This window comes from Phreatobacter sp. (assembly GCF_027532945.1).
In the GTDB taxonomy this organism is placed as follows: Bacteria; Pseudomonadota; Alphaproteobacteria; order Rhizobiales; family Phreatobacteraceae; genus Phreatobacter.
This window is the reverse complement of the sequence record NZ_JAPZTZ010000012.1, coordinates 122623-141492: the sequence shown is the minus strand read 5'-3', so window position 1 is coordinate 141492 and position 18870 is coordinate 122623. Positions and strand designations below refer to the sequence as shown.

General features: G+C 66.9%; 19 protein-coding genes. 12 read left to right on the top strand and 7 right to left on the bottom strand.

Going from position 1 to position 18870, the window contains the following annotated elements; genetic code table 11:
* Positions 1-2: 2 nt before the first annotated feature.
* Positions 3-626 (bottom strand): hypothetical protein, encoded by a 624-nt coding sequence (locus O9344_RS09450; protein WP_298475704.1) that lies wholly within the window; start codon positions 624-626, stop codon positions 3-5.
* Between the two features lie 801 nt (positions 627-1427).
* Here O9344_RS09450 and O9344_RS09445 point away from each other — a divergent pair.
* The 3 genes from O9344_RS09445 (at position 1428) to O9344_RS09435 (ending at position 4556) form a co-directional block, all read left to right on the top strand.
* Complete coding sequence (locus O9344_RS09445; protein ID WP_298475701.1) at positions 1428-2114, top strand: substrate-binding domain-containing protein; 687 nt, start codon at positions 1428-1430, stop codon at positions 2112-2114.
* 97 nt (positions 2115-2211) lie between these two features.
* On the top strand, positions 2212-3819 hold the full coding sequence (locus O9344_RS09440; RefSeq protein ID WP_298475698.1) for a carboxyl transferase domain-containing protein: 1608 nt from the start codon (positions 2212-2214) through the stop codon (positions 3817-3819).
* A 5-nt stretch (positions 3820-3824) separates the two neighbouring features.
* A complete protein-coding gene (locus tag O9344_RS09435) occupies positions 3825-4556 on the top strand; it encodes an SDR family oxidoreductase (RefSeq protein ID WP_298475695.1) in 732 nt (243 codons plus the stop codon).
* On the opposite strand, the gene O9344_RS09430 is transcribed toward O9344_RS09435, so the two are convergent.
* A complete protein-coding gene (locus tag O9344_RS09430) occupies positions 4553-5950 on the bottom strand; it encodes an amidase (protein ID WP_298475693.1) in 1398 nt (465 codons plus the stop codon). The genes O9344_RS09435 and O9344_RS09430 overlap by 4 nt on opposite strands.
* Before the next feature lie 164 nt (positions 5951-6114).
* On the opposite strand from O9344_RS09430, the gene O9344_RS09425 reads away from it, so the two are divergent.
* From O9344_RS09425 to O9344_RS09415, 3 genes are all read left to right on the top strand, one after another.
* On the top strand, positions 6115-8163 hold the full coding sequence (locus O9344_RS09425) for an acetyl-CoA carboxylase biotin carboxylase subunit (RefSeq protein WP_298475689.1): 2049 nt from the start codon (positions 6115-6117) through the stop codon (positions 8161-8163).
* A gap of 254 nt (positions 8164-8417) precedes the next feature.
* On the top strand, positions 8418-8804 hold the full coding sequence (locus O9344_RS09420) for a hypothetical protein (RefSeq protein ID WP_298475686.1): 387 nt from the start codon (positions 8418-8420) through the stop codon (positions 8802-8804).
* Positions 8805-8851: 47 nt separating this feature from the next.
* On the top strand, positions 8852-9265 hold the full coding sequence (locus O9344_RS09415; RefSeq protein ID WP_298475684.1) for a DUF1489 domain-containing protein: 414 nt from the start codon (positions 8852-8854) through the stop codon (positions 9263-9265).
* Positions 9266-9305: 40 nt separating this feature from the next.
* On the opposite strand, the gene O9344_RS09410 is transcribed toward O9344_RS09415, so the two are convergent.
* The gene (locus O9344_RS09410) at positions 9306-9527 is read right to left on the bottom strand and encodes a DUF2842 domain-containing protein (RefSeq protein WP_298475681.1); all 222 of its coding nucleotides are present in this window, start codon (positions 9525-9527) and stop codon (positions 9306-9308) included.
* Between the two features lie 93 nt (positions 9528-9620).
* On the opposite strand from O9344_RS09410, the gene O9344_RS09405 reads away from it, so the two are divergent.
* Complete coding sequence (locus O9344_RS09405; protein WP_298475678.1) at positions 9621-10706, top strand: COX15/CtaA family protein; 1086 nt, start codon at positions 9621-9623, stop codon at positions 10704-10706.
* A gap of 166 nt (positions 10707-10872) precedes the next feature.
* Here the strand turns inward: O9344_RS09405 and O9344_RS09400 are convergent, their stop codons facing one another.
* The 3 genes from O9344_RS09400 to O9344_RS09390 form a co-directional block, all read right to left on the bottom strand.
* Positions 10873-12156, bottom strand: coding sequence for an O-acetylhomoserine aminocarboxypropyltransferase (locus O9344_RS09400; RefSeq protein WP_298475675.1), 1284 nt, complete (start codon positions 12154-12156; stop codon positions 10873-10875).
* A 151-nt stretch (positions 12157-12307) separates the two neighbouring features.
* Entirely contained in the window at positions 12308-12847 is a 540-nt protein-coding gene (locus tag O9344_RS09395; RefSeq protein ID WP_298475672.1) for a CoA-binding protein, read from the bottom strand.
* Positions 12844-13668 (bottom strand): enoyl-CoA hydratase, encoded by an 825-nt coding sequence (locus O9344_RS09390; protein ID WP_298475669.1) that lies wholly within the window; start codon positions 13666-13668, stop codon positions 12844-12846. Before O9344_RS09390 ends, O9344_RS09395 begins: the two co-directional genes overlap by 4 nt.
* Positions 13669-13774: 106 nt before the next feature.
* Here O9344_RS09390 and O9344_RS09385 point away from each other — a divergent pair, with 106 nt between their 5' ends.
* Positions 13775-14218, top strand: coding sequence for a PaaI family thioesterase (locus O9344_RS09385; protein WP_298475666.1), 444 nt, complete (start codon positions 13775-13777; stop codon positions 14216-14218).
* A 9-nt stretch (positions 14219-14227) separates the two neighbouring features.
* On the opposite strand, the gene O9344_RS09380 is transcribed toward O9344_RS09385, so the two are convergent.
* Complete coding sequence (locus tag O9344_RS09380; RefSeq protein WP_298475663.1) at positions 14228-15808, bottom strand: AMP-binding protein; 1581 nt, start codon at positions 15806-15808, stop codon at positions 14228-14230.
* Positions 15809-16034: 226 nt separating this feature from the next.
* Here O9344_RS09380 and O9344_RS09375 point away from each other — a divergent pair, with 226 nt between their 5' ends.
* From O9344_RS09375 to O9344_RS09360, 4 genes are all read left to right on the top strand, one after another.
* Positions 16035-16739, top strand: a complete 705-nt coding sequence (locus tag O9344_RS09375) for a glutathione S-transferase N-terminal domain-containing protein (RefSeq protein WP_298475659.1) — start codon at positions 16035-16037, stop codon at positions 16737-16739.
* Between the two features lie 207 nt (positions 16740-16946).
* Complete coding sequence (gene rplM, locus O9344_RS09370; RefSeq protein WP_298475657.1) at positions 16947-17408, top strand: 50S ribosomal protein L13; 462 nt, start codon at positions 16947-16949, stop codon at positions 17406-17408.
* Positions 17409-17410: 2 nt separating this feature from the next.
* On the top strand, positions 17411-17887 hold the full coding sequence (rpsI, locus tag O9344_RS09365; protein ID WP_298475653.1) for a 30S ribosomal protein S9: 477 nt from the start codon (positions 17411-17413) through the stop codon (positions 17885-17887).
* Between the two features lie 152 nt (positions 17888-18039).
* On the top strand, positions 18040-18861 hold the full coding sequence (locus O9344_RS09360) for an alpha/beta hydrolase (protein ID WP_298475650.1): 822 nt from the start codon (positions 18040-18042) through the stop codon (positions 18859-18861).
* The last annotated feature ends 9 nt before the right edge of the window (positions 18862-18870 follow it).

Sequence of the window (18870 nt, the reverse complement as noted above, 5' to 3'; positions counted from 1 at the left end):
TATTATCCGGCTTTGCGTGGTGGTGCGTCGGCGGTACTTGTCTCCGGCGCAGGATAAGTCGGACGCAGATGTTTGTCGGCTAGGGACCAATCCGCGACGAAATTGTCGTTTGAGAATGTGAGCAAGTTTCGGAATTTAAATTTATAGCCGCTGATTTTGATCGGAGGGGCAAAATTTTCGTAAAATTCGACCACCGTTTGATTGTATGCATGCGCCTCCGCAGCCCAGAATATTTTGTACATTCGTGCATTGATGTCGATCATGCTCGCCTCCCAGGATCGGATATTGTCATCCGAGGGAGTGTTGTTTTTGTATATTTCAATGCATAGCGCTGTCATCTCGCGGTGCATGTCGCGATGTATCTGCGCATTCCGTGAAAATTCAAAAACAAGTTTTGCGGCGTTCATCACGGCGATCAGGCCGGCCAGCACAAACTGGTATCCTGATAGATGGTTGAACCAACCGGCGAGATTAGCTATCGCGGCTGACCCTAGAAAAATCGACAAGAATGCAACCCAACGGTCCAGGCGTTCGTAATGGGCGACACGTTCAGAATGATAGCGTCGCCATTTCGTGACGTTGAATTTGGCGCCCCAGTAGTCTGAAAATATCGTCCCATCTGACATCATAGGCTCCTGCGGGTACTTCCCGGGATCAAGGTTGTCTATCGTGTTGATGAAGGCTTGTCGGTTTGCGGGACAGGGGGCGTTGTTCTGCCGGGCTTGGCTTCCGTGGGCGCTGGCCTCTTCGGAGGAGCCGGCGCAGGCCGTCCATTCAGGAGAAGTGGTTCAGTCTGCGGGATGGATCGGGCTATTTCCGCGGGATCGTTCAATCGGAGGGTCTCTTGCGGGGATACGGCGTAGATGCAACGGTTAGCGGAGAGCGCCTCCCCGTTCTCGGCTTCGATCCTGAGACCTCGTTTCATGTTAACAAGGATCACCGGACGCCCGGCGGACAGCCGCCCCTGCTCAATGTCTTCCAAAACGCGGAAGCGGGCGTTATCTCGCCGAGCCATCGGAACTAGGACCAACTGGACAGTCCCGACCGCGAGAATCAGGTTGGTCGGATTACCTAGTATCGTATGAGAAAAGGATGCATCTCGGCTTTTCAGAACAAGTTCTGCAAGGGGTTTGAGCGCTTCGCTCGGTGATGCATGAGCGCTGGAGCGAAAGATGGGGGCGGTCACAGAAAGCCTCATTTTATTCTCAGAGAAAGATTATAACGGGAAACAATTTGTATATGCAACCCGGCGCGACACGGTCGTCGGGCGTTGGATTGCAGTCCCAGAAAACCCTTGGCATTGTTCGACAAACGACCGGTTTCCGATCGAGTGATTTTGGATGTTTCGCCGCTCCTGGTTTTCTGCGCTCTTGGTTACTCTGGGATTGACAATCGTCCCTGGAGCAGCATTCGCGGCTGAGCTGAAAGTGCTCGCCACCGGTGCCTCGAAGGAGGTCTCTCAGCGACTCGCCGACCTGTTCCAGGCGCGTAGCGGCCACAGCGTCTCGCTGGTCGCGGATACGGCGGGCGGCGTGCGCCGGCGAATCGAGGCAGGGGAGGCGGCCGATGTCATCGTGGCGACGCCGGTCGTCATCGACGCCCTGATCGCTTCGGCCAAGGTCGTGCCGGGGTCGCGCTATGACCTCGCCCGCACCGGCATCGGCATTGGCATCAAGGAGGGCGCGCCGGTGCCGCCCATCGCCACCGTCGACGACATTCGCCGGCTCATCCTCGCCTCCAAGGGCGTCGCCTATGTCGATCCGGCGGGCGGCGGCACCAGCGGCATCTATTTCGTCCAGCTTGCCGAACGCCTCGGCCTGAAGGACGAACTGGCGGCGCGGGCCCGGCCGCAGATGGGCGGCTATGTCGCCGAGCGCGTGGTGCGCGGTGAGGCGGACGTGGTGTTCCACCAGATCAGCGAGATCATGCCGGTGCAGGGCGTCCGCATGATCGGGCCGCTGCCGGCCGAGATCCAGCTGACCACCACCTATTCGGCGGGCCTGTCGGCCGGCGCGGCGCAAGGCGAGGCGGCCCGCGCCTTCCTCGCCCTGATGCGCACGCCGGAGGCCGCGGCCATCGTCCGCGCCGCGCATATGGAGCCGATTATTCCGTGACCTTCGGGGCGGCGGGCCCTCCGCCGCTCCGCCCGGATGACAGGCCGGCCCTGCCGCGCTAACCAAGGCGCCCCAGATCCGCCGGAGCCCTGTCGCCTTGGCCATCCTGAAAAGCGCCTTCAATCCCGCCGCACCGGAAGCCCGCGCCAATGCGGAGGCGTGGCGGGCTCTCGCCGAGGATCTCCAGACGAAACGCGCCGAGGCCGCCCTCGGCGGCAACGAAAAGAGCCGGCAGCGCCATGTCGCCCGCGGCAAGTTGCTGCCGCGCGACCGCGTTATGGGCCTGCTCGACCCCGGCTCGCCCTTCCTTGAACTGTCGCAGCTCGCCGCCAACGGCATGTATGGCGAGCCGATCCACGGCGCTGGCGTCATCACCGGCATCGGCCGGGTCGAGGGCCGCGAGGTGATGATCGTCGCCAATGATTCCACCATCAAGGGTGGCACCTACTACCCGATGACGGTGAAGAAGCACCTGCGCGCCCAGGAGATCGCGCTGCAGAACCGGCTGCCCTGCGTCTATCTCGTTGATTCCGGCGGCGCCAACCTGCCGCACCAGACCGAGGTCTTCCCCGACCGCGAGCATTTCGGCCGCATCTTCTACAACCAGGCCAATCTTTCGGCGGCGCGGATCCCGCAGATCGCCGTGGTCATGGGGTCCTGCACCGCGGGCGGCGCCTATGTGCCGGCCATGTCGGACGAGACGGTGATCGTGCGCCGGCAGGGCACGATCTTCCTCGGCGGCCCGCCGCTGGTGCGCGCCGCGACGGGCGAGATCGTCACGGCCGAGGATCTCGGCGGCGCGGACGTCCATGCGCGGCAGTCGGGCGTCGCCGACCACTATGCCGTCGATGACACCCATGCGCTGGCCATTGCCCGGCGCATCGTCGCCAACGTCAATTCGGTCAAAAACATCGACATCGCGCTCTCCGAGCCGCGCGAGCCGAAGCACGACCTGGCCGAGCTCGAGGCGCTGGTTCCGACCAATCTCAAGACCCAGTACGACATCCGCGAGGTCATCGCGCGGCTGGTGGACGGGTCGGAGTTCGACGAGTTCAAGGCGCTCTACGGCACGACGCTGGTGACCGGCTTCGCGCGGCTGCACGGCATGCCCGTCGGCATCATCGCCAATAACGGCATCCTCTTCTCCGAGAGCGCCATGAAGGGCGCCCATTTCATCGAGCTGTGCTGCCAGCGGCGCATTCCGCTGCTGTTCCTGCAGAATATCACGGGTTTCATGGTCGGCCGGCAGTTCGAGGCCGGCGGCATCGCCAAGGACGGCGCGAAGCTGGTCACGGCGGTTGCCTGCGCGCAGGTGCCGAAGATCACGCTGCTGGTCGGTGGCAGCTACGGCGCCGGCAATTACGGCATGTGCGGGAGGGCCTATTCGCCGCGCTTCCTCTTCACCTGGCCGAATTCGCGCATCTCCGTCATGGGCGGCGAGCAGGCCGCGAGCGTGTTGGCGACGGTGAAGCGCGAGAATTTCGAGGCCGACGGAAAGGACTGGAGCGCCGAGGAGGAAGAGGCCTTCAAGGCGCCGATCCGGGCGAATTACGAGGCCGAGGGCCATCCCTACTACGCCACCGCACGCCTCTGGGACGACGGCATCATCCTGCCGAGCGAAACGCGGCGGGTGCTGTCGCTGGCGCTGAGCGCCTGTCTCAATGCGCCGGTGCCGGAGACGAAGTTCGGCGTGTTCCGGATGTGATGATGATGACCGACACCCTTCCTCCCGCCGCCCTGGTGACCGGCGGCTCCCGCGGCATCGGCGCGGCGATCGTCCGGCGGCTCGCCGCGCGCGGCATTCCCGTCGTCAGCCTTGATCGCGAACCCCCCGCTGCCGGCTCGCCCGCCCGTCACGTCGCCTGCGACCTCACCGACCTTGCCGCCACGCAGGCCGCGCTTGCCGCCATCACCGCCGAGAATTCGATCCTCTGGCTCGTCAACAATGCCGGCATCGCCGCTCCCGCCTCGCTGGAGGAGACGACGATGGAGGATTTCGACAAGGTCGTGGCGATCAACCTGCGCGCCTGCATCCTGGCCGCCCAGGCCGTCCTGCCCGGCATGAAGGTGGCGGTGAGGGGGCGGATCGTCACCATTTCCAGCCGCGCCGCCCTCGGCAAGGAGCTGCGGACCGCCTATTCCGCCACCAAGGCGGGGGTGATCGGCCTCACCCGCACCTGGGCGCTGGAGCTCGCGCCGCACGGCATCACCGTGAATGCCATCGGGCCGGGGCCGATCGAGACCGAGCTGTTCAAATCAGCGAACCCGCACAATTCGCCGCGCACCCAGGCGATCATCCGCGGCGTGCCGGTGCAGCGGCTCGGCCAGCCCGAGGACATCGCCCATGCCGCGGATTTCTTCCTGTCCGATGGCGCGGGCTTCGTGACGGGGCAGGTGCTCTACGTGTGCGGCGGGATGACGGTGGGCGTGGCGCCGATCTAGGTGACCACCGGCCATGCCTTCTGCTCCGGCCGCAGCCCTTCCAGCGCCGCACAGAGCCGCATCACCCCGCGGTCATCGAAGCGATGGCCGGTGACCTGCACGCCGATGGGGAAGCCCTTCCGGTCGTAACTCCAGTTGACGCTTGCTGCTGGCTGCTCGGAGAAATTCTGCGCCACGGTGAAGGGGATGTGGTCGAGCGCGCGGTGCGGATCATCGGTCGGCGAATGGGCCTCGGCCGGATAGTTCACCGGGCAGGTGCAGGGCGAGATGAGAAAATCGAAGGGCTGGATGGCCCTGGTCGCCGCCTCGCGCATGGCCTGCATGGCGAGGAAGCCGCTCATCACGTCCTCGCCGGTGAACTTGCGGGCGCGCCAGGTCGCCCATTCCACGATGTAGGGCAGGATCTGCTTCTTGTCGGCCGCCTTCAGCTTTGCCACATCGCCATAGGAGCGGGCTTCGAAGAAGCGGCAGATGCCGTCCAGCATGTCGTGGGTGAGATAGCCCTCGATGGGCGTGACGATGGCGCCTTCGGCGGCAAGCGCCTTGGCCGCCGCCTTCACCGCCCGGATGATGGCGGGATCGGCCGGCAGTCCCGCCTGCATGGCGGTGAAGACGCCGATGCGCAGGCCCTTGAGCGACAGGCCCTTGAGGCCGCGCGCAAAATCGGTCGGGCCCGGCGGCAGGCTGGCATAGTCACGCGGATCGGCCCCGGAGATCACCTCCATCAGCAGCGCGCCGTCCTCGACGGTGCGGGTCATGGGGCCGGCGACGCGGCCGGGATAGGGCGGGTGGATCGGCACGCGGCCATAGGAGGGTTTCAGACCGAACAGGCCGCAATGGGCGGCGGGCAGGCGGATCGAGCCGCCGATATCGGTGCCGATGTGCAGCGGGCCGAAGCCGGCGGCGGCCGCTGCGCCTGCCCCGGACGACGAACCGGCCGGGTTCTTCGAGAGGTCCCAGGGATTGCGGGTGACGCCGTGTAGCGATGACAAACCCGAGGACATCATGCCGTAGTCGGGCATGGTGGTCTTGCCGATTATGACGCAGCCGGCCTCGCGCAGGCGCGCGGGCACGGGCGTGTCCTCCGCCCGCGGCGTCATGTCGGCAATGGGCACCCCGATAGGGGCGGGGTCGCCAGCCGTGCCGATATTCTCCTTCACCGTCACCGGCACGCCGTCGAGGCGTGAGAGCGGTTTGCCCTTGGACCAGCGGCGCTCGGCGGCCTTCGCCGCCTTCAGAGCGCTCTCGGCCGAGACGATGTACATGGCGTTGATCGCGGGCTCCGAGGCCTCGATGCGGGCGAGGACGGCGCGGGTCACCTCCACCGGCGAGAGCCGCTTCGCCCGGAAGGCGCGGGAGAGGGCGGCGGCGGACAGGTCGGCGAGGTCGGTCATGGCATGCGGTTCCGGCGGGGGCGCGTTCCTTGTCTCGCCGCTTCATGGCGCGTGCAAGGCGGCAGGGGGAAGAGAGGCCATGCGCGGCGCTCGCCCCTTCGGACCGCTGGAATCGCAGGGCGAACAGGGTAAAGTCGGCGCCCCGCAGTCCAGCCGAGGCGTGCATGTTCTCCTCCGTCCTCATCGCCAATCGCGGCGAGATCGCCGTCCGCGTCATGAAGACCGCCAAGCGGCTGGGCTTGAGGACCATCGCCGTCTATTCCGAGGCCGATGCCGGGGCGATGCATGTGCGCATGGCGGATGAGGCCTATCCGATCGGCCCGGCGGCGGCGCGCGAGAGCTATCTCGTCATCGAGATAATCATCGCGGTGGCGAAACAGGCCAAGGCCGAGGCCATCCATCCGGGCTACGGCTTCCTCTCCGAGCGCGCTGAATTCGCCGAGGCCTGCGAGGCCGCCGGTATCGTTTTCGTCGGGCCGCCCGCCTCGGCCATCCGCGCCATGGGCCTCAAGGACGGCGCGAAGGCGCTGATGCAGAAGGCCGGCGTGCCGGTCGTGCCAGGCTATCACGGCGCCAACCAGGACCCGAAATTCCTCAAGGAGAAGGCCTACGAGGTCGGCTATCCCGTGCTCATCAAGGCGGTCGCCGGCGGCGGCGGCAAGGGCATGAAGCGCGTCGACAAGGCCATGGATTTCGACGAGGCGCTGGCCTCGGCGCAGCGCGAGGCGCAAGGCGCGTTCGGCGATCCGCGGGTGCTGATCGAGAAATACGTGCTCTCGCCCCGGCATATCGAGATCCAGGTGTTCGGCGATGCCCAAGGCAACGTCGTCCACCTCTTCGAGCGTGACTGCTCGCTGCAGCGCCGCCACCAGAAGGTCATCGAGGAGGCCCCGGCCCCCGGCATGCCCGAGGCGATGCGCGAGGCCATGGGCCGTGCGGCGGTCGAGGCGGCGCGGGCGGTCGGCTATGTCGGCGCGGGGACGGTGGAGTTCATCGCCGACGGGTCCAACGGGCTCGATCCCACCAAGTTCTGGTTCATGGAGATGAACACCCGCCTGCAGGTGGAGCATCCGGTGACCGAGGCGATCACCGGGCAGGATCTGGTGGAGTGGCAGCTCCGGGTCGCGGCGGGCGAACCGCTGCCGCTGATGCAGGAGAACCTCGCCATCCACGGCCATGCCGTCGAGGCGCGGCTCTATGCCGAGGACCCGGAGAAGGGGTTTCTTCCGTCGACTGGCACGCTGCACGCGCTGGAGTTCGGCAAGGCGGAAGGCGTGCGCATCGATACGGGTGTGGAAGAGGGGGCTGAGGTCTCGCCCTATTACGACCCAATGATCGCCAAGGTGATCGCCCATGGCGCGACGCGCGACGAGGCGCTGGACCGGCTGGGCGCGGCGCTGGCGGGAACCGTGGTGGCGGGTCCGCGCACCAACGTGACGTTTTTGAAGGCGTTGACGGAGGCGGAGGGTTTCAGGGCCGGGGATTTCGACACGGGGTTCATCGACCGGAACGTCGAGGCGCTGGGGGCCGTACCGCAGCCGATGGATGCGAAGGCGGCGGCGGTGGGAGGGCTGACGATCGTCCAGCGACAGATGCAACGCCTGTGGCGAAATCCAAGCCACACTGATGGTCTCTCACCCTGGAGCATCATGTCAGCTGATGGGTTCGCGCTGTCAGAAACGCGTCCGGCCCAGCGCATCGACATAGTCGTCGACGGTGAAAGGGTTCTTGGTCTCGTCCATTTCGTAGAGGGCTTGCCGGTTGTTGAGGTCGACGGCGAGCGCGTTTCCATACTGCGGCAATGGCGGGGCTATACTGGCTACCTTGAGACCTTCGTTCACGCCAACGACCCGCGCCACTACCCGCCCGACGTACAGATTGTGAGTGTCCCGGGCCGCGTCTTCGTCATTCGCAACGGCCGGCAGACCGAGGTCCGCGCCTTCGACCCGCTCGACGTCGACCTTGACCATCTCGACGGCGGCGGGTCGGTGAAGGCGCCGATGCATGGCAAGGTCGTGCAGGTCTTCGTCGAACCGGGCCAGCAGGTTGCCAAGGGCGACCGGGTCGCGGTCATCGAGGCGATGAAGATGGAGCACACGCTGCTCGCCCCGAGCGACGGCGTCGTGACCTCGGTCTCGGTCACCGCCGGCGAGCAGGTGGCAGAGGGCGCGCCTGTCGCGGCCATCGAGGCGGCGCAGGACAAGGCGGCGTGATAGGGATCGCACAAGACGCTATGCTTTCCCTCGGAGGTCTTGCTGCAGCACTGAAGTGCGTTCTTCGAGGCTCGCCATCGGACGATGCTCACGCATCGCCCGTGGGCTCGCACCTCAGGATGAGGAGGTTGTGGGTGGCAGGACGGTCGATATGCGGCTGGGCTGACGCGGCACTCGACCGCCATGCAGGTCTCCCCATTCCTCATCCTGAGGTGCGAGGCGATAGCCGAGCCTCGAAGGATGCACTTGCCTTCTTGCAGCCTGTTCAGCGCATCCGTACCGCTTTCCTCGCCCTCGCGGCCTTCCTCCTCGCCGCGACACCCGCAGCCGCCTGCCAGTGCTTCAATTTCTCCCGCGCCGAGATCATCCAGCGCGCCGATATCGTCTTCGAGGGCACCGTCGCCGTGGTCACCCTCGCGCGCGGCCAGTTGCAGGCTACGATCGACGTCACCCGCCTCGAAAAGGGCCCGGACGTCACCTCGCTGACCCTGCTGACGCCCGCCAGCCCCGCCTCCTGCGGCATCCCCTTGCAGGTCACCCAGCGCGTCGTCATCGCCGCCCGGCGCGACGGGCCGTTCTGGCGCACCGACCTGTGCATGGCGCTCGCCCTGCGTCCCGCGCCGCTTGTCCCCAACCGTTGAAGGCCCGGCCCTTGGGGGTGGCCGGGGGCCGCGCTAGATAGGGAGGCATGACCCTCCATCTCATCAAGCTCTGCGTCGGCGCCGACTCGGTCGAAGACCTCCAGGAATGGGTGGACTGGCGCATCAAGACCTTTGGCGAGCAGATCCACACGACGCGGATGCAGCCGAAGCGCGGTGACGAGATCGTCGGCGAGGGCTCGCTCTACTGGGTCATCAAGGGCGTCATCCAGTGCCGCCAGCGCCTCATCGAGATCCGCCCCTTCACCGACGGCGAGGGCGTGTCGCGCTGCGATCTCGTCCTCGAACCGGTGATCCACCCGGTGCAGCCGCGCCGAAAGGGCCCGTTCCAGGGCTGGCGCTACCTTGATCCGAAGGACGCGCCGGCCGACCTTTCTTCGGGCGCGACCAAGGACCTGCCGCCGGAACTCGCCAAGGAACTGGCCGAGCTCGGCCTGCTCTGAGGCGGCGACCCCGTCGCGTTGAAGATCGTTGGAGTGGCCATCAGGCCTCGTCCTCCTCGGGGTCGGGCCGGCCCATCCACCAGATGACCAGCATGGCCACGGGGATCCAGGCGACGCCGGCGGCGGCATAGAAGAGCGGCTCGCCGATGGGGCCGAAGCGGCGGACGGCATTGTGCATGATCGCCATCACGATCAGGGCGTAGAAGGTCACCCAGACCAGCAGGAGGATCGTGCCGAAGAACTTGCGGGTGCGCTGACGCATGCGTGATGACCGTGTCCGGTTGCCGCCTTGCCGGGCGGTGGGGCAGGGCTATATCTCGCCCTTACGAAAGTTCACAAGCCGGAGGATCGCCGCATGACGGCGCCCGCGACCGTTTCGAGCGCTCCCGCCGCCCACCGCGCCGTGCGCATCTGGCTGCTTTGCGTGGCCGCGCTGGTCTTCGCCATGGTGATCGTGGGCGGCGCGACGCGGCTGACGGATTCCGGCCTCTCCATCACCGAATGGAAGCCGGTGACGGGTTCCATCCCGCCACTCTCGGCGGCCGACTGGGCGCTCGAATTCGACAAGTACCGGGCGAGCCCGCAGTACCAGGCGATCAACAGGGGCATGAGCCTTGGCGATTTCCAGTTCATCTACTGGTGGGAATGGGGCCATCGCTTCCTTGGACGGCTCGTCGGGGCCGCCATGCTGCTGCCGTGGATCTTCTTTGCGGCGCGGGGCTTCATGTCGGCGCGGCTCGCCGCCGGCACTTTCGGCATCGGCCTGCTCATGGCGCTTCAGGGCTTCGTCGGCTGGCTGATGGTGGCCTCCGGTCTCAAGCCCGGCATGGTCTATGTCGCGCCGCTGAAGCTGATGGTCCACCTGTCGCTGGCCTGCCTGATCTTCGCGTTGCTGGTCTGGACGGCGCTGCGTCTCATGCCGGAGCGACGCCGCGAGCCGGTGCCGGATATCGTCCGCCGCGGCGGCATCGCCGTGCTGGCCGTTCTCGCGCTGCAGATCGCGCTCGGCGCGCTGGTCGCCGGCAACAAGGCGGGCATGCGCTTCAACGACTGGCCGCTGATGGATGGCGCGATCATCCCGCCCATGGCCGTGCTCTTCGACAAGGCCACCATCGGCGAAGCCTTCATCGACTCGCTGGCGCTGGTGCAGTTCAACCATCGCCTCGTCGCCTATGGGCTGCTGGCCCTGGCGGTCTGGCACATGCTGTCGGCGCGCGGCACGGTATATGCGAAGGGCGCGACGGTGCTGCTCGGGCTGGTAACGGCGCAGGCTGTCATTGGCGTGGTGACGCTGGTTCTGGTCGTGCCGCTCTGGGCCGGCCTCCTGCACCAGGGCTTCGCCGTGCTGGTGCTGGGCCACGCACTGTCGCATGTCTTCGCGCTGACCCGCGCGCCGCGGCTGCAGGCGGTGCCGGCTGGGCGGGCCGTGCCGGCGGAGTAGGGCGGGGCTCGGGGCCACCGCGATCGGACAGCACTCACCTCTCCGTCATGCCCGGGCTTGGCCCGGGCATCCACGAATTCTCTTCAGGCGGTGGTCAAGTCGTGGATGCCCGCCACAAGGGCGGGCATGACGACGCCGAGATGGCGCGTCAGGGGGCCAGACGGCCTCACACCGCCGCCAGCGCCTTGTCCAGATCGGCGATGATGTCGGCGACATCCTCGATGCCGACCGACACGCGCACGACCTCGGGCCCCGCGCCGGCCACCGTCTTCTGCTCGTCGGAAAGCTGGCGGTGGGTCGTCGAGGCCGGGTGGATGATCAGCGAACGGGTGTCGCCGACATTGGCGAGGTGGGAGAAGAGCGCCACCTCCGACACGAGCTTCACACCCGCCGCATAGCCGCCCTTGAGGCCGAAGGTGAAGACTGCGCCGGCGCCTTTCGGCGTGTACTTCTTGGCGAGCGCATGGCCCTTGTCGCCGGGAAGGCCCGGATAGGACACCCAGGCGACCTTCGGGTGGGTCGACAGGAACTCCGCCACCTTCATTGCATTGGCGGAGTGCCGCTCCATGCGCAGCGGCAGGGTCTCGATCCCCGTGAGGATCTGGAACGCGTTGAAGGGCGAGAGCGCCGGCCCGAGGTCGCGCAGGCCAAGCACGCGCACCGCAATGGCGAAGGCGAAATTGCCAAAAGTCTCGGCGAGGACGATGCCGCCATATTCGGGGCGGGGCGCGGTGAGGAAGGGATAGCGGCCGGACTTCACCCAGTCGAAGGAGCCGCCGTCGACGATGACGCCGCCGATCGAATTGCCGTGGCCGCCGAGGAACTTGGTGGCGGAATGCACGACGATGTCGGCGCCGTGCTCGAAGGGGCGGATGAGGTAGGGGGTCGCCAGCGTGTTGTCGACGATGAGCGGGATGCCATGGCGCTTGGCGATGGCGGAGATGCCGGCAATGTCGGTGATGTTGCCGGCGGGGTTGGCGATGCTCTCGATGAAGATCGCCTTGGTCTTCGGCGTCACTGCCGCCTCGAAGGCCGCGAGATCGTCCTGGTCGGCCCAGACCACGCGCCAGTCGAAGCTCTTGTAGGAATGATTGAACTGGTTGATCGAGCCGCCATAGAGCTTCTTCGAGGCGACGAACTCGTCGCCGGGCTGCAGCAGGGCGTGGAAGACAAGGAACTCGGCCGCATGGCCGGAAGCGACGCCGAGCGCCGCCGTGCCGCCCTCGAGTGCGGCGACACGCTCCTCCAGCACGGCGTTCGTCGGGTTGCCGATGCGGGTGTAGATGTTGCCGAAGGCCTGCAGGCCGAAGAGCGAGGCGGCGTGGTCGACATCGTCGAAGACGAAGGAGGTCGTCTGGTAGATCGGCGTCGCCCTTGCGCCGGTGGTCGGATCGGGCTGGGCGCCGGCATGGACGGCGAGGGTGGCGAAGCCGGGTGCGCGATCAGCCATGGTCTTTCCTCCTGACCGGCTCTCCGCCGGCATTTCGTAGAATTTCTGTCTATCGCGCCGCCATCTGGCGGGTCAATGAAACAGGATTTTCTATTTTCGTGTCGAGACAGCGGGCCTGTTCCGTCGGCGGCGGGCTCCGCGACAGCCCGCTTCAGTCGCGCTGGAAGGTGGTCCTGAGGCCGAGCTTCTGGAACTTTCCAGCCTTCAGTTGCGGCGCGCGCTTGGCCGAGATGGTGCGGGAATTGACGCCCATCCAGGCGATCTCCGAGGAGAGGCGTCCGAGCTCGATCTTCGGACAGCGGTTCATGACGACGGTCATGCCGGCGTCCTCCGCGCGGGCCGCGGCGTCGTCGTTGCGCACGCCGAGCTGCATCCAGATCACTTTCGGGCGCTGGGGGAGGACGATGGCCTCCTCGACGATGGCCGCGGCGGCCTCCGCATTGCGGAAGATGTCCACCATGTCGACGGGCTCGGGGATGTCCGCGAGGCTGGCGTAAACGCGGCAGCCGAGGATCTCCTGGCCGGCGAGGCCGGGATTGACCGGATGAACGCGGTAGCCGCGGTCGAGCAGGTATTTCAGCACGAAATATGAGGGGCGCACCGCATTGGCGGAGGCGCCAACCATGGCGATGACCTTCACGTCCGAAAGGATTCCGCGGATCGTTGCGTCGGAATAGCTGTCGTGGTTCACCGGTCTTCCCATCGCGGCTGGCGCTTTTCGAGGGTGGCGGCGATGCCCTCCTCGGCGTCGCGGGCGAGCATGTTCTCCACCATCACGGCGCTGGCATGGGCATAGGCGTCGGAGAGACCCATTTCCAGCTGATCGGAGAAGGCGCGCTTGCCGACCTTCACCGTCAGCGTCGACTTGGCGGCGATGCGGGCGGCGAACGCGGTCGCCTCGGCGAGTTCGGTGCCGGCCGTTACGACGCGGTTCACGAGGCCCATGCGAAAAGCCTCGTCGGCGGGGATCGCATCGCCGAGGAGCAGCATCTCCAAGGCGTGCTTGCGCGCTACGTTGCGCGACAGCGCCACCATGGGCGTCGAGCAGAACAGGCCGATATGGACGCCGGGCGTGCAGAACCGCGCCTCGGATGAGGCCACGGCGAGGTCGCAAGTGGCGACGAGCTGGCAGCCGGCGGCGGTGGCGAGGCCCTGGACGGCGGCGATGACCGGCTGGGGCAGGGCGACGACCTGCTGCATCATCGCCGAGCAGCGGCCGAGGATCTCGGCGAAATAGGCGCGGCCGCGGTCCGGATCGGCGCGGCGGGCGCTCATCTCCTTGAGATGGTGGCCGGATGAGAAACAGGGACCGACGGCGGTGAGCACCACGGCGCGGATGCTGCGGTCCGCGGCGATGGCGGCAAGCGTGTCGGACAGGCTCGCGATCATCCGCTCCGACAGGGCGTTGCGGCTCGACGGGTCATCAAGGGTCAGCGTCGCAATGCCATCCGCATCCGCGCGGCGCAGGATCGGCGCGGCGATGGTGGGGGCGGGCGAGGGAGCGTCAGACAAGCGGCATCCGCCTTTTGCAAGAGGAGCGGGCGCGACCTTGGCCCGCTATCGTCGCGCTCGCAAGGCCGCCGAAGGGCGGTCCGTCCCCCGCCAGCGCGATAGCCCCATGCCCACCGATGCCGCCGCCCGCATGACGGTCCCCGAGATGGAGGCCTTCCTCGCGACCGAGTTCCCGCAGGTCTTCGGGCCGGGCAAGACCTTCATGGTGGAGGCCGTGGGGCCGAAATTCGCGCGGATGCGTTGCCGCTACGACCCCGGGCAACTCCGGCCCGGCGGGACCATTTCCGGCCCGACCATGATGACGCTGGCCGATACCGGGCTCTATGTGGCGATCCTCGCCTCGATCGGCCCGGTGGCTCTGGCGGTGACGACCAATCTCAACATCAATTTCCTCAAGAAACCGGCGCAGCGCGATCTCGTCGCGGAATGCCGGCTGCTGAAGCTCGGCAAGCGGCTGGCGGTGGGCGAAGTGGCCATCTGGTCCGACGGGGAGGTGGACGACCTCGTCGCCCACGCGACCGGCACCTATTCGATCCCGCCGGAGCGGTGAGGGGGGACATCACGCCTCCAGCCGCTTCCGGAGCTCCGCCTTGGCGATCTTCTCGAGTGTCGAGCGCGGCATGTCATCGACGAGATGCACCTCGCGCGGCACCTTGAAGTCGGCGAGGGCTGACCGGCAGGCCGTGATGATGCGGTCGGGAAGGTCGGGCGCGGCATCCGCCTGCGGGATGACGAAAACGACCGGCACCTCGTCGAGCATCGGGTGCTTCTTCGCCACGACGGCCACCTCGCGCACCCCCTGAACCTGGACGATGACCTGCTCGATCTCGGAGGCCGCGACATTCTCGCCGCCGACCTTCAGCATGTCCTTGTCGCGGTCGCCGAAGCGGATGAAGCCGTTCTCCAGCAGTTTCACCCGGTCGCCAGTGATGAAATAACCCTCTGGATCAAAACTCTCCGCCATCGCCTTGGAGTTGAACAGGTATTCCTTGAAAAGGGTGAGGCCGGGAATGCCGCGGATGCGCAGGTGGCCGGTGCCGCCGACCTGCGTCGGGCTACCGTCATCGTCGAGGACGCGGATCTCGTATTCCGGCGCGGCCCGGCCGATGGCCATGGGGATGTTCGGCTGCGTCACCTCGCCGATGATCCCGTGGGTGATGGTCTCGGTCATGCCCCACCAGCCGATGGTCTTCACGCCGAAGATCGCATCGGTGGGCGGCTCGCAGACCGCGCTGCCCCAGAGCCGGAACGTGTGGCTCTTGGGGATATCGCGCTCCATCAGCGCGCGGGTGCAGAACGGGACCACCGACGTCCAGGTGCAGCGGTGCTCGGCGGCAATGCCCCAGAACCGGCTTGCCGAGAAACGCGGCATGATCACCGCGGTGGCCCCGACCCAAAGGCTCGCGAGGACGGAATAGGCCAGCGCATTGGTGTGGAAGAGCGGCAGGTGGACGAGATGCACGTCCTCGGGCCTCAGGTCCTCGTGGGCCGCATTGACCTTGGCGCCCCAGAGCGCATTGGCATGGGTCCAGAGCACCGCCTTCGGCCGTGCCGTCGTGCCGGATGTGTACTGGACCGAGCAAGGCCAGAACGGATCGCGAGGGCGTGACGGGCGGTCGGCCGCATCGGCGAAGAGGGCGTCGAAGCGCTCGGCCGTCCCAGGCATGCGGGCGCCAAGAGCCGGCTCGCCGCCGTCATTGTCGCTGACCGCAAGCCAGCGCAGGGCCGGGCAGTTCGCCGCGACGAGATCGGCATAGGCAGGCTGGGTGATCGCGGCCACCGCGCCGCAATGCTCGGCGAAATAGGCGATCTCCGGCCCGGCCGAACGGGTGTTGGTGGTCACCGCGATGGCGCCGAGTTCGACGCAGGCATACCAGGCAAGCAGCGCCTCAATGCAATTGTCGAGGTGGATCAGCACGAACTCGCCCGGCTTGATTCCGCGGCGGGCGAGGCCGGCGGCCAGCGCCCCGACGCAGCTGTGGAAGGCCCGATACGTGAGGGTGACGGCCGGTCGCTCGAAGGGCGTCCAGACGATGAAGGGATGGTCGCCGCGCTTGTCCGCCCGCATCGCGAGAAGCCAGGGCACGTCGAGCCCGGCGAAGGGGCCGATATGGCCGGCGGGCGGGGTCACCATGGGCATGGGTGGCATCCTCGGGGGCGTTTCCTGACGACGATGGGCCGGCTTGCCCGGCTCTGACGGTCAGCCTGCGCCGCCCCGCGCAGGCGCTCAACTGGGCCGAGCGGCCGATCAGCGGGCCATCACATCGCCGGGAGCGTCACGGGCCGCTTGGCTTGGGACGGTTGATCGGCGAGGCTCACTGCCCATCTGTGGCGAGCCGTCACGTGGACGGCCCCGAGGAGCCCTCATGTCCGATCTGTCCGCCTTCCCCATCACGCGCCGCTGGCCGGCCGCCCATCCCGACCGCATCCAGCTCTATTCGCTGCCGACACCGAACGGCGTGAAAGTGTCGATCATGCTGGAGGAGACCGGGCTCCCCTACGAGCGGCACACGATCAATATCGGCCAGAACGAGACCTGGGGGCCGGAATTCCTGTCGCTCAACCCCAACGGCAAGATCCCGGCGATCATCGATCCCGATGGCCCGGGCGGCAAGCCGATCGGGCTGTTCGAGAGCGGCGCGATCCTGCTCTATCTCGCCGAGAAGACCGGCCAATTCCTGCCCGCCGATCCGGTGGCGCGCATCGAGACGATCCAGTGGGTCTTCTTCCAGATGGCGGCGGTCGGCCCGATGTTCGGCCAGCTCGGTTTCTTCCACAAATTCGCCGGGCGCGAATGGGAGGACAAGCGACCGCTGGAGCGCTACCGCGCCGAATCCCACCGCCTCATCCGCGTGCTGGAGACGCGCCTTGCCGACCGCGCCTTCATCATGGGCGACGACTACACCATCGCCGACATGGCGCTGCTCGGCTGGGTGCGGAACCTCATCGGCTTCTACGGCGCGGGCGATCTCGTCGCCTATGGCGAGCTCAAGGCGGTGCCGGCCTGGCTGGAGCGTTGCCTGGCGCGTCCCGCCGTTCAGCGCGGCCTCGAGATCCCCAAGCGCCCCTGAGGGGAAGAGGCGAACCGACCAAGTGCTTGCATTTCAGGGCTAAAAACACCGGTATCAAAATACCTATTTTATAAGCCTCTGAATTCGCTTATGAAAAATGGGTAGATCGACATTGACGGCGGCGGGGCGCTCTTCTATAGCCCTGCCGACGCGTCGAACGGCCTGCCGCTCGTCGCTTCCGATTTCTCTTTTCCGGAAGACACGACCATGAAGACCTATGTGGCGAAGCCCGCCGAGGTCGACAAGAAGTGGGTTCTGATCGACGCGAAGGGCCTTGTTGTGGGCCGTCTTGCGACGATCGTGGCGATGCGCCTGCGCGGCAAGCACAAGGCCACCTACACCCCCCATGTCGATTGCGGTGACAATGTCATCATCATCAACGCGGACAAGGTGGTTTTCACCGGCCGCAAGTGGGACCAGAAGGCCTACTACCACCACACCGGCTATCCCGGCGGCATCAAGGAGCGCATGGCCAAGACCATCCGCGACGGCCGTTTCCCGGAGCGCATCGTCGAGAAGGCGGTGGAGCGCATGATCCCGCGCGGTCCGCTCGGCCGCAAGCAGATGTCGAACCTGCGCGTTTATGGCGGTGACAAGCACCCGCACGAGGCCCAGGCGCCCGTCGCGCTCGATGTCGGCGCGATGAACTCGAAGAACGTGAGGGCCTGACAATGGCTGAGACCGTTTCGTCCCTCGAGGGCCTCAGCGCCCTGAAGACCGGTGGCTCGGAAGCCCCGCGTCACGTCCAGAAGCTCGACAAGCAGGGCCGCGCCTATGCCACCGGCAAGCGCAAGGACGCGGTCGCCCGCGTCTGGGTGAAGCCCGGCTCGGGCAAGATCACGGTCAATGACCGTGCCCTCGACGTCTATTTCGCCCGTCCGGTGCTGCGGATGCTGCTGAAGCAGCCGCTGGTGCTCGTCGGCCGTGACACCCAGTACGACATCGTCGTCACGGTGGCCGGCGGCGGTCTCTCCGGCCAGGCCGGCGCGGTGCGCCATGGCATCTCCAAGGCTCTCACCCATTACGAGCCGGAGCTGCGTGGCGCGCTGAAGAAGGAAGGCTTCCTCACCCGCGACAGCCGTGTGGTCGAGCGCAAGAAGTACGGCCGGGCCAAGGCTCGCCGCTCCTTCCAGTTCTCGAAGCGCTGATCCGCTTCGGACCTGTTCCGATCCTCGTGGAAAAGCCGGGCTTCGCGCCCGGCTTTTTCGTCTTTGGGACAGCGCTGCGCTGCGGGGATGATCCGCGCCGGTAAGGCTGGCGCGTGGCGATCGGCGTGGCACAGTGGCGGCAGGAGAAGCCCATGCCGATCGATGTCAGCCCCGTCCCGCAGTTCCTGCGCGACGCCGCCTACAACAATGGCCAGGCGGTGCCGAGCTGGTCCAACACCTTCACCCGCTGGACCGCCGAATCCGCCGTCATCCGCGAGCGCTTTGCCGCGACCATGGACGTGCCCTACGGGCCCGGGGAGCGGCAGAAGGTGGACCTCTATCCCGCGCGCGAGGCGGGCGCGCCCTGTCTCGTCTATTTCCACGGCGGCTACTGGATGCGGAACCGCCGCGAGATGTTCGCGGTGCTCGGCGAGGGCGTCATGGCCCATGGCTGGTCGGTCGCCATGCCCGGCTACACGCTGGCCCCGGAGGCGAGCCTCGCTGACATCGTCGGCGAATGCAGCGCCGCCCTCGACCTCCTTGCGGCGGACGGGCCGCGCCACGGCGTCGCCGGGCCGCTGATCGTTGCGGGCTGGTCGGCGGGCGGTCATCTCGCCGCCATGGCGCTGAGCCACGAGGCGGTGACGGCCGGCCTCGCCATATCAGGCATCTTCGAGCTCGCGCCGCTCGCGGGCACCTATCTCAACGAGAACCTGCGCCTCACCGCTGACGAGATCGCCGACCTGTCGCCGCAGCGGCGCCCGGCCGTGATGAAGCCGCTCGGCATCACCTATGGCGGCCTTGAACTGCCGGCGCTGGTCGCCAATTCCCATGCCTTCCATGCGGCGCGGCAGCGGGCCGGCGCAACCGGGCCGCTGGTCCCGGTCGCCGGGGCCGACCATTTCTCTATCCTCGACACGATGCGCTCGCCCGACGGCGCGCTGACGCAGATGCTGCTCGACCTCGCGCGGTGACGTGACGCC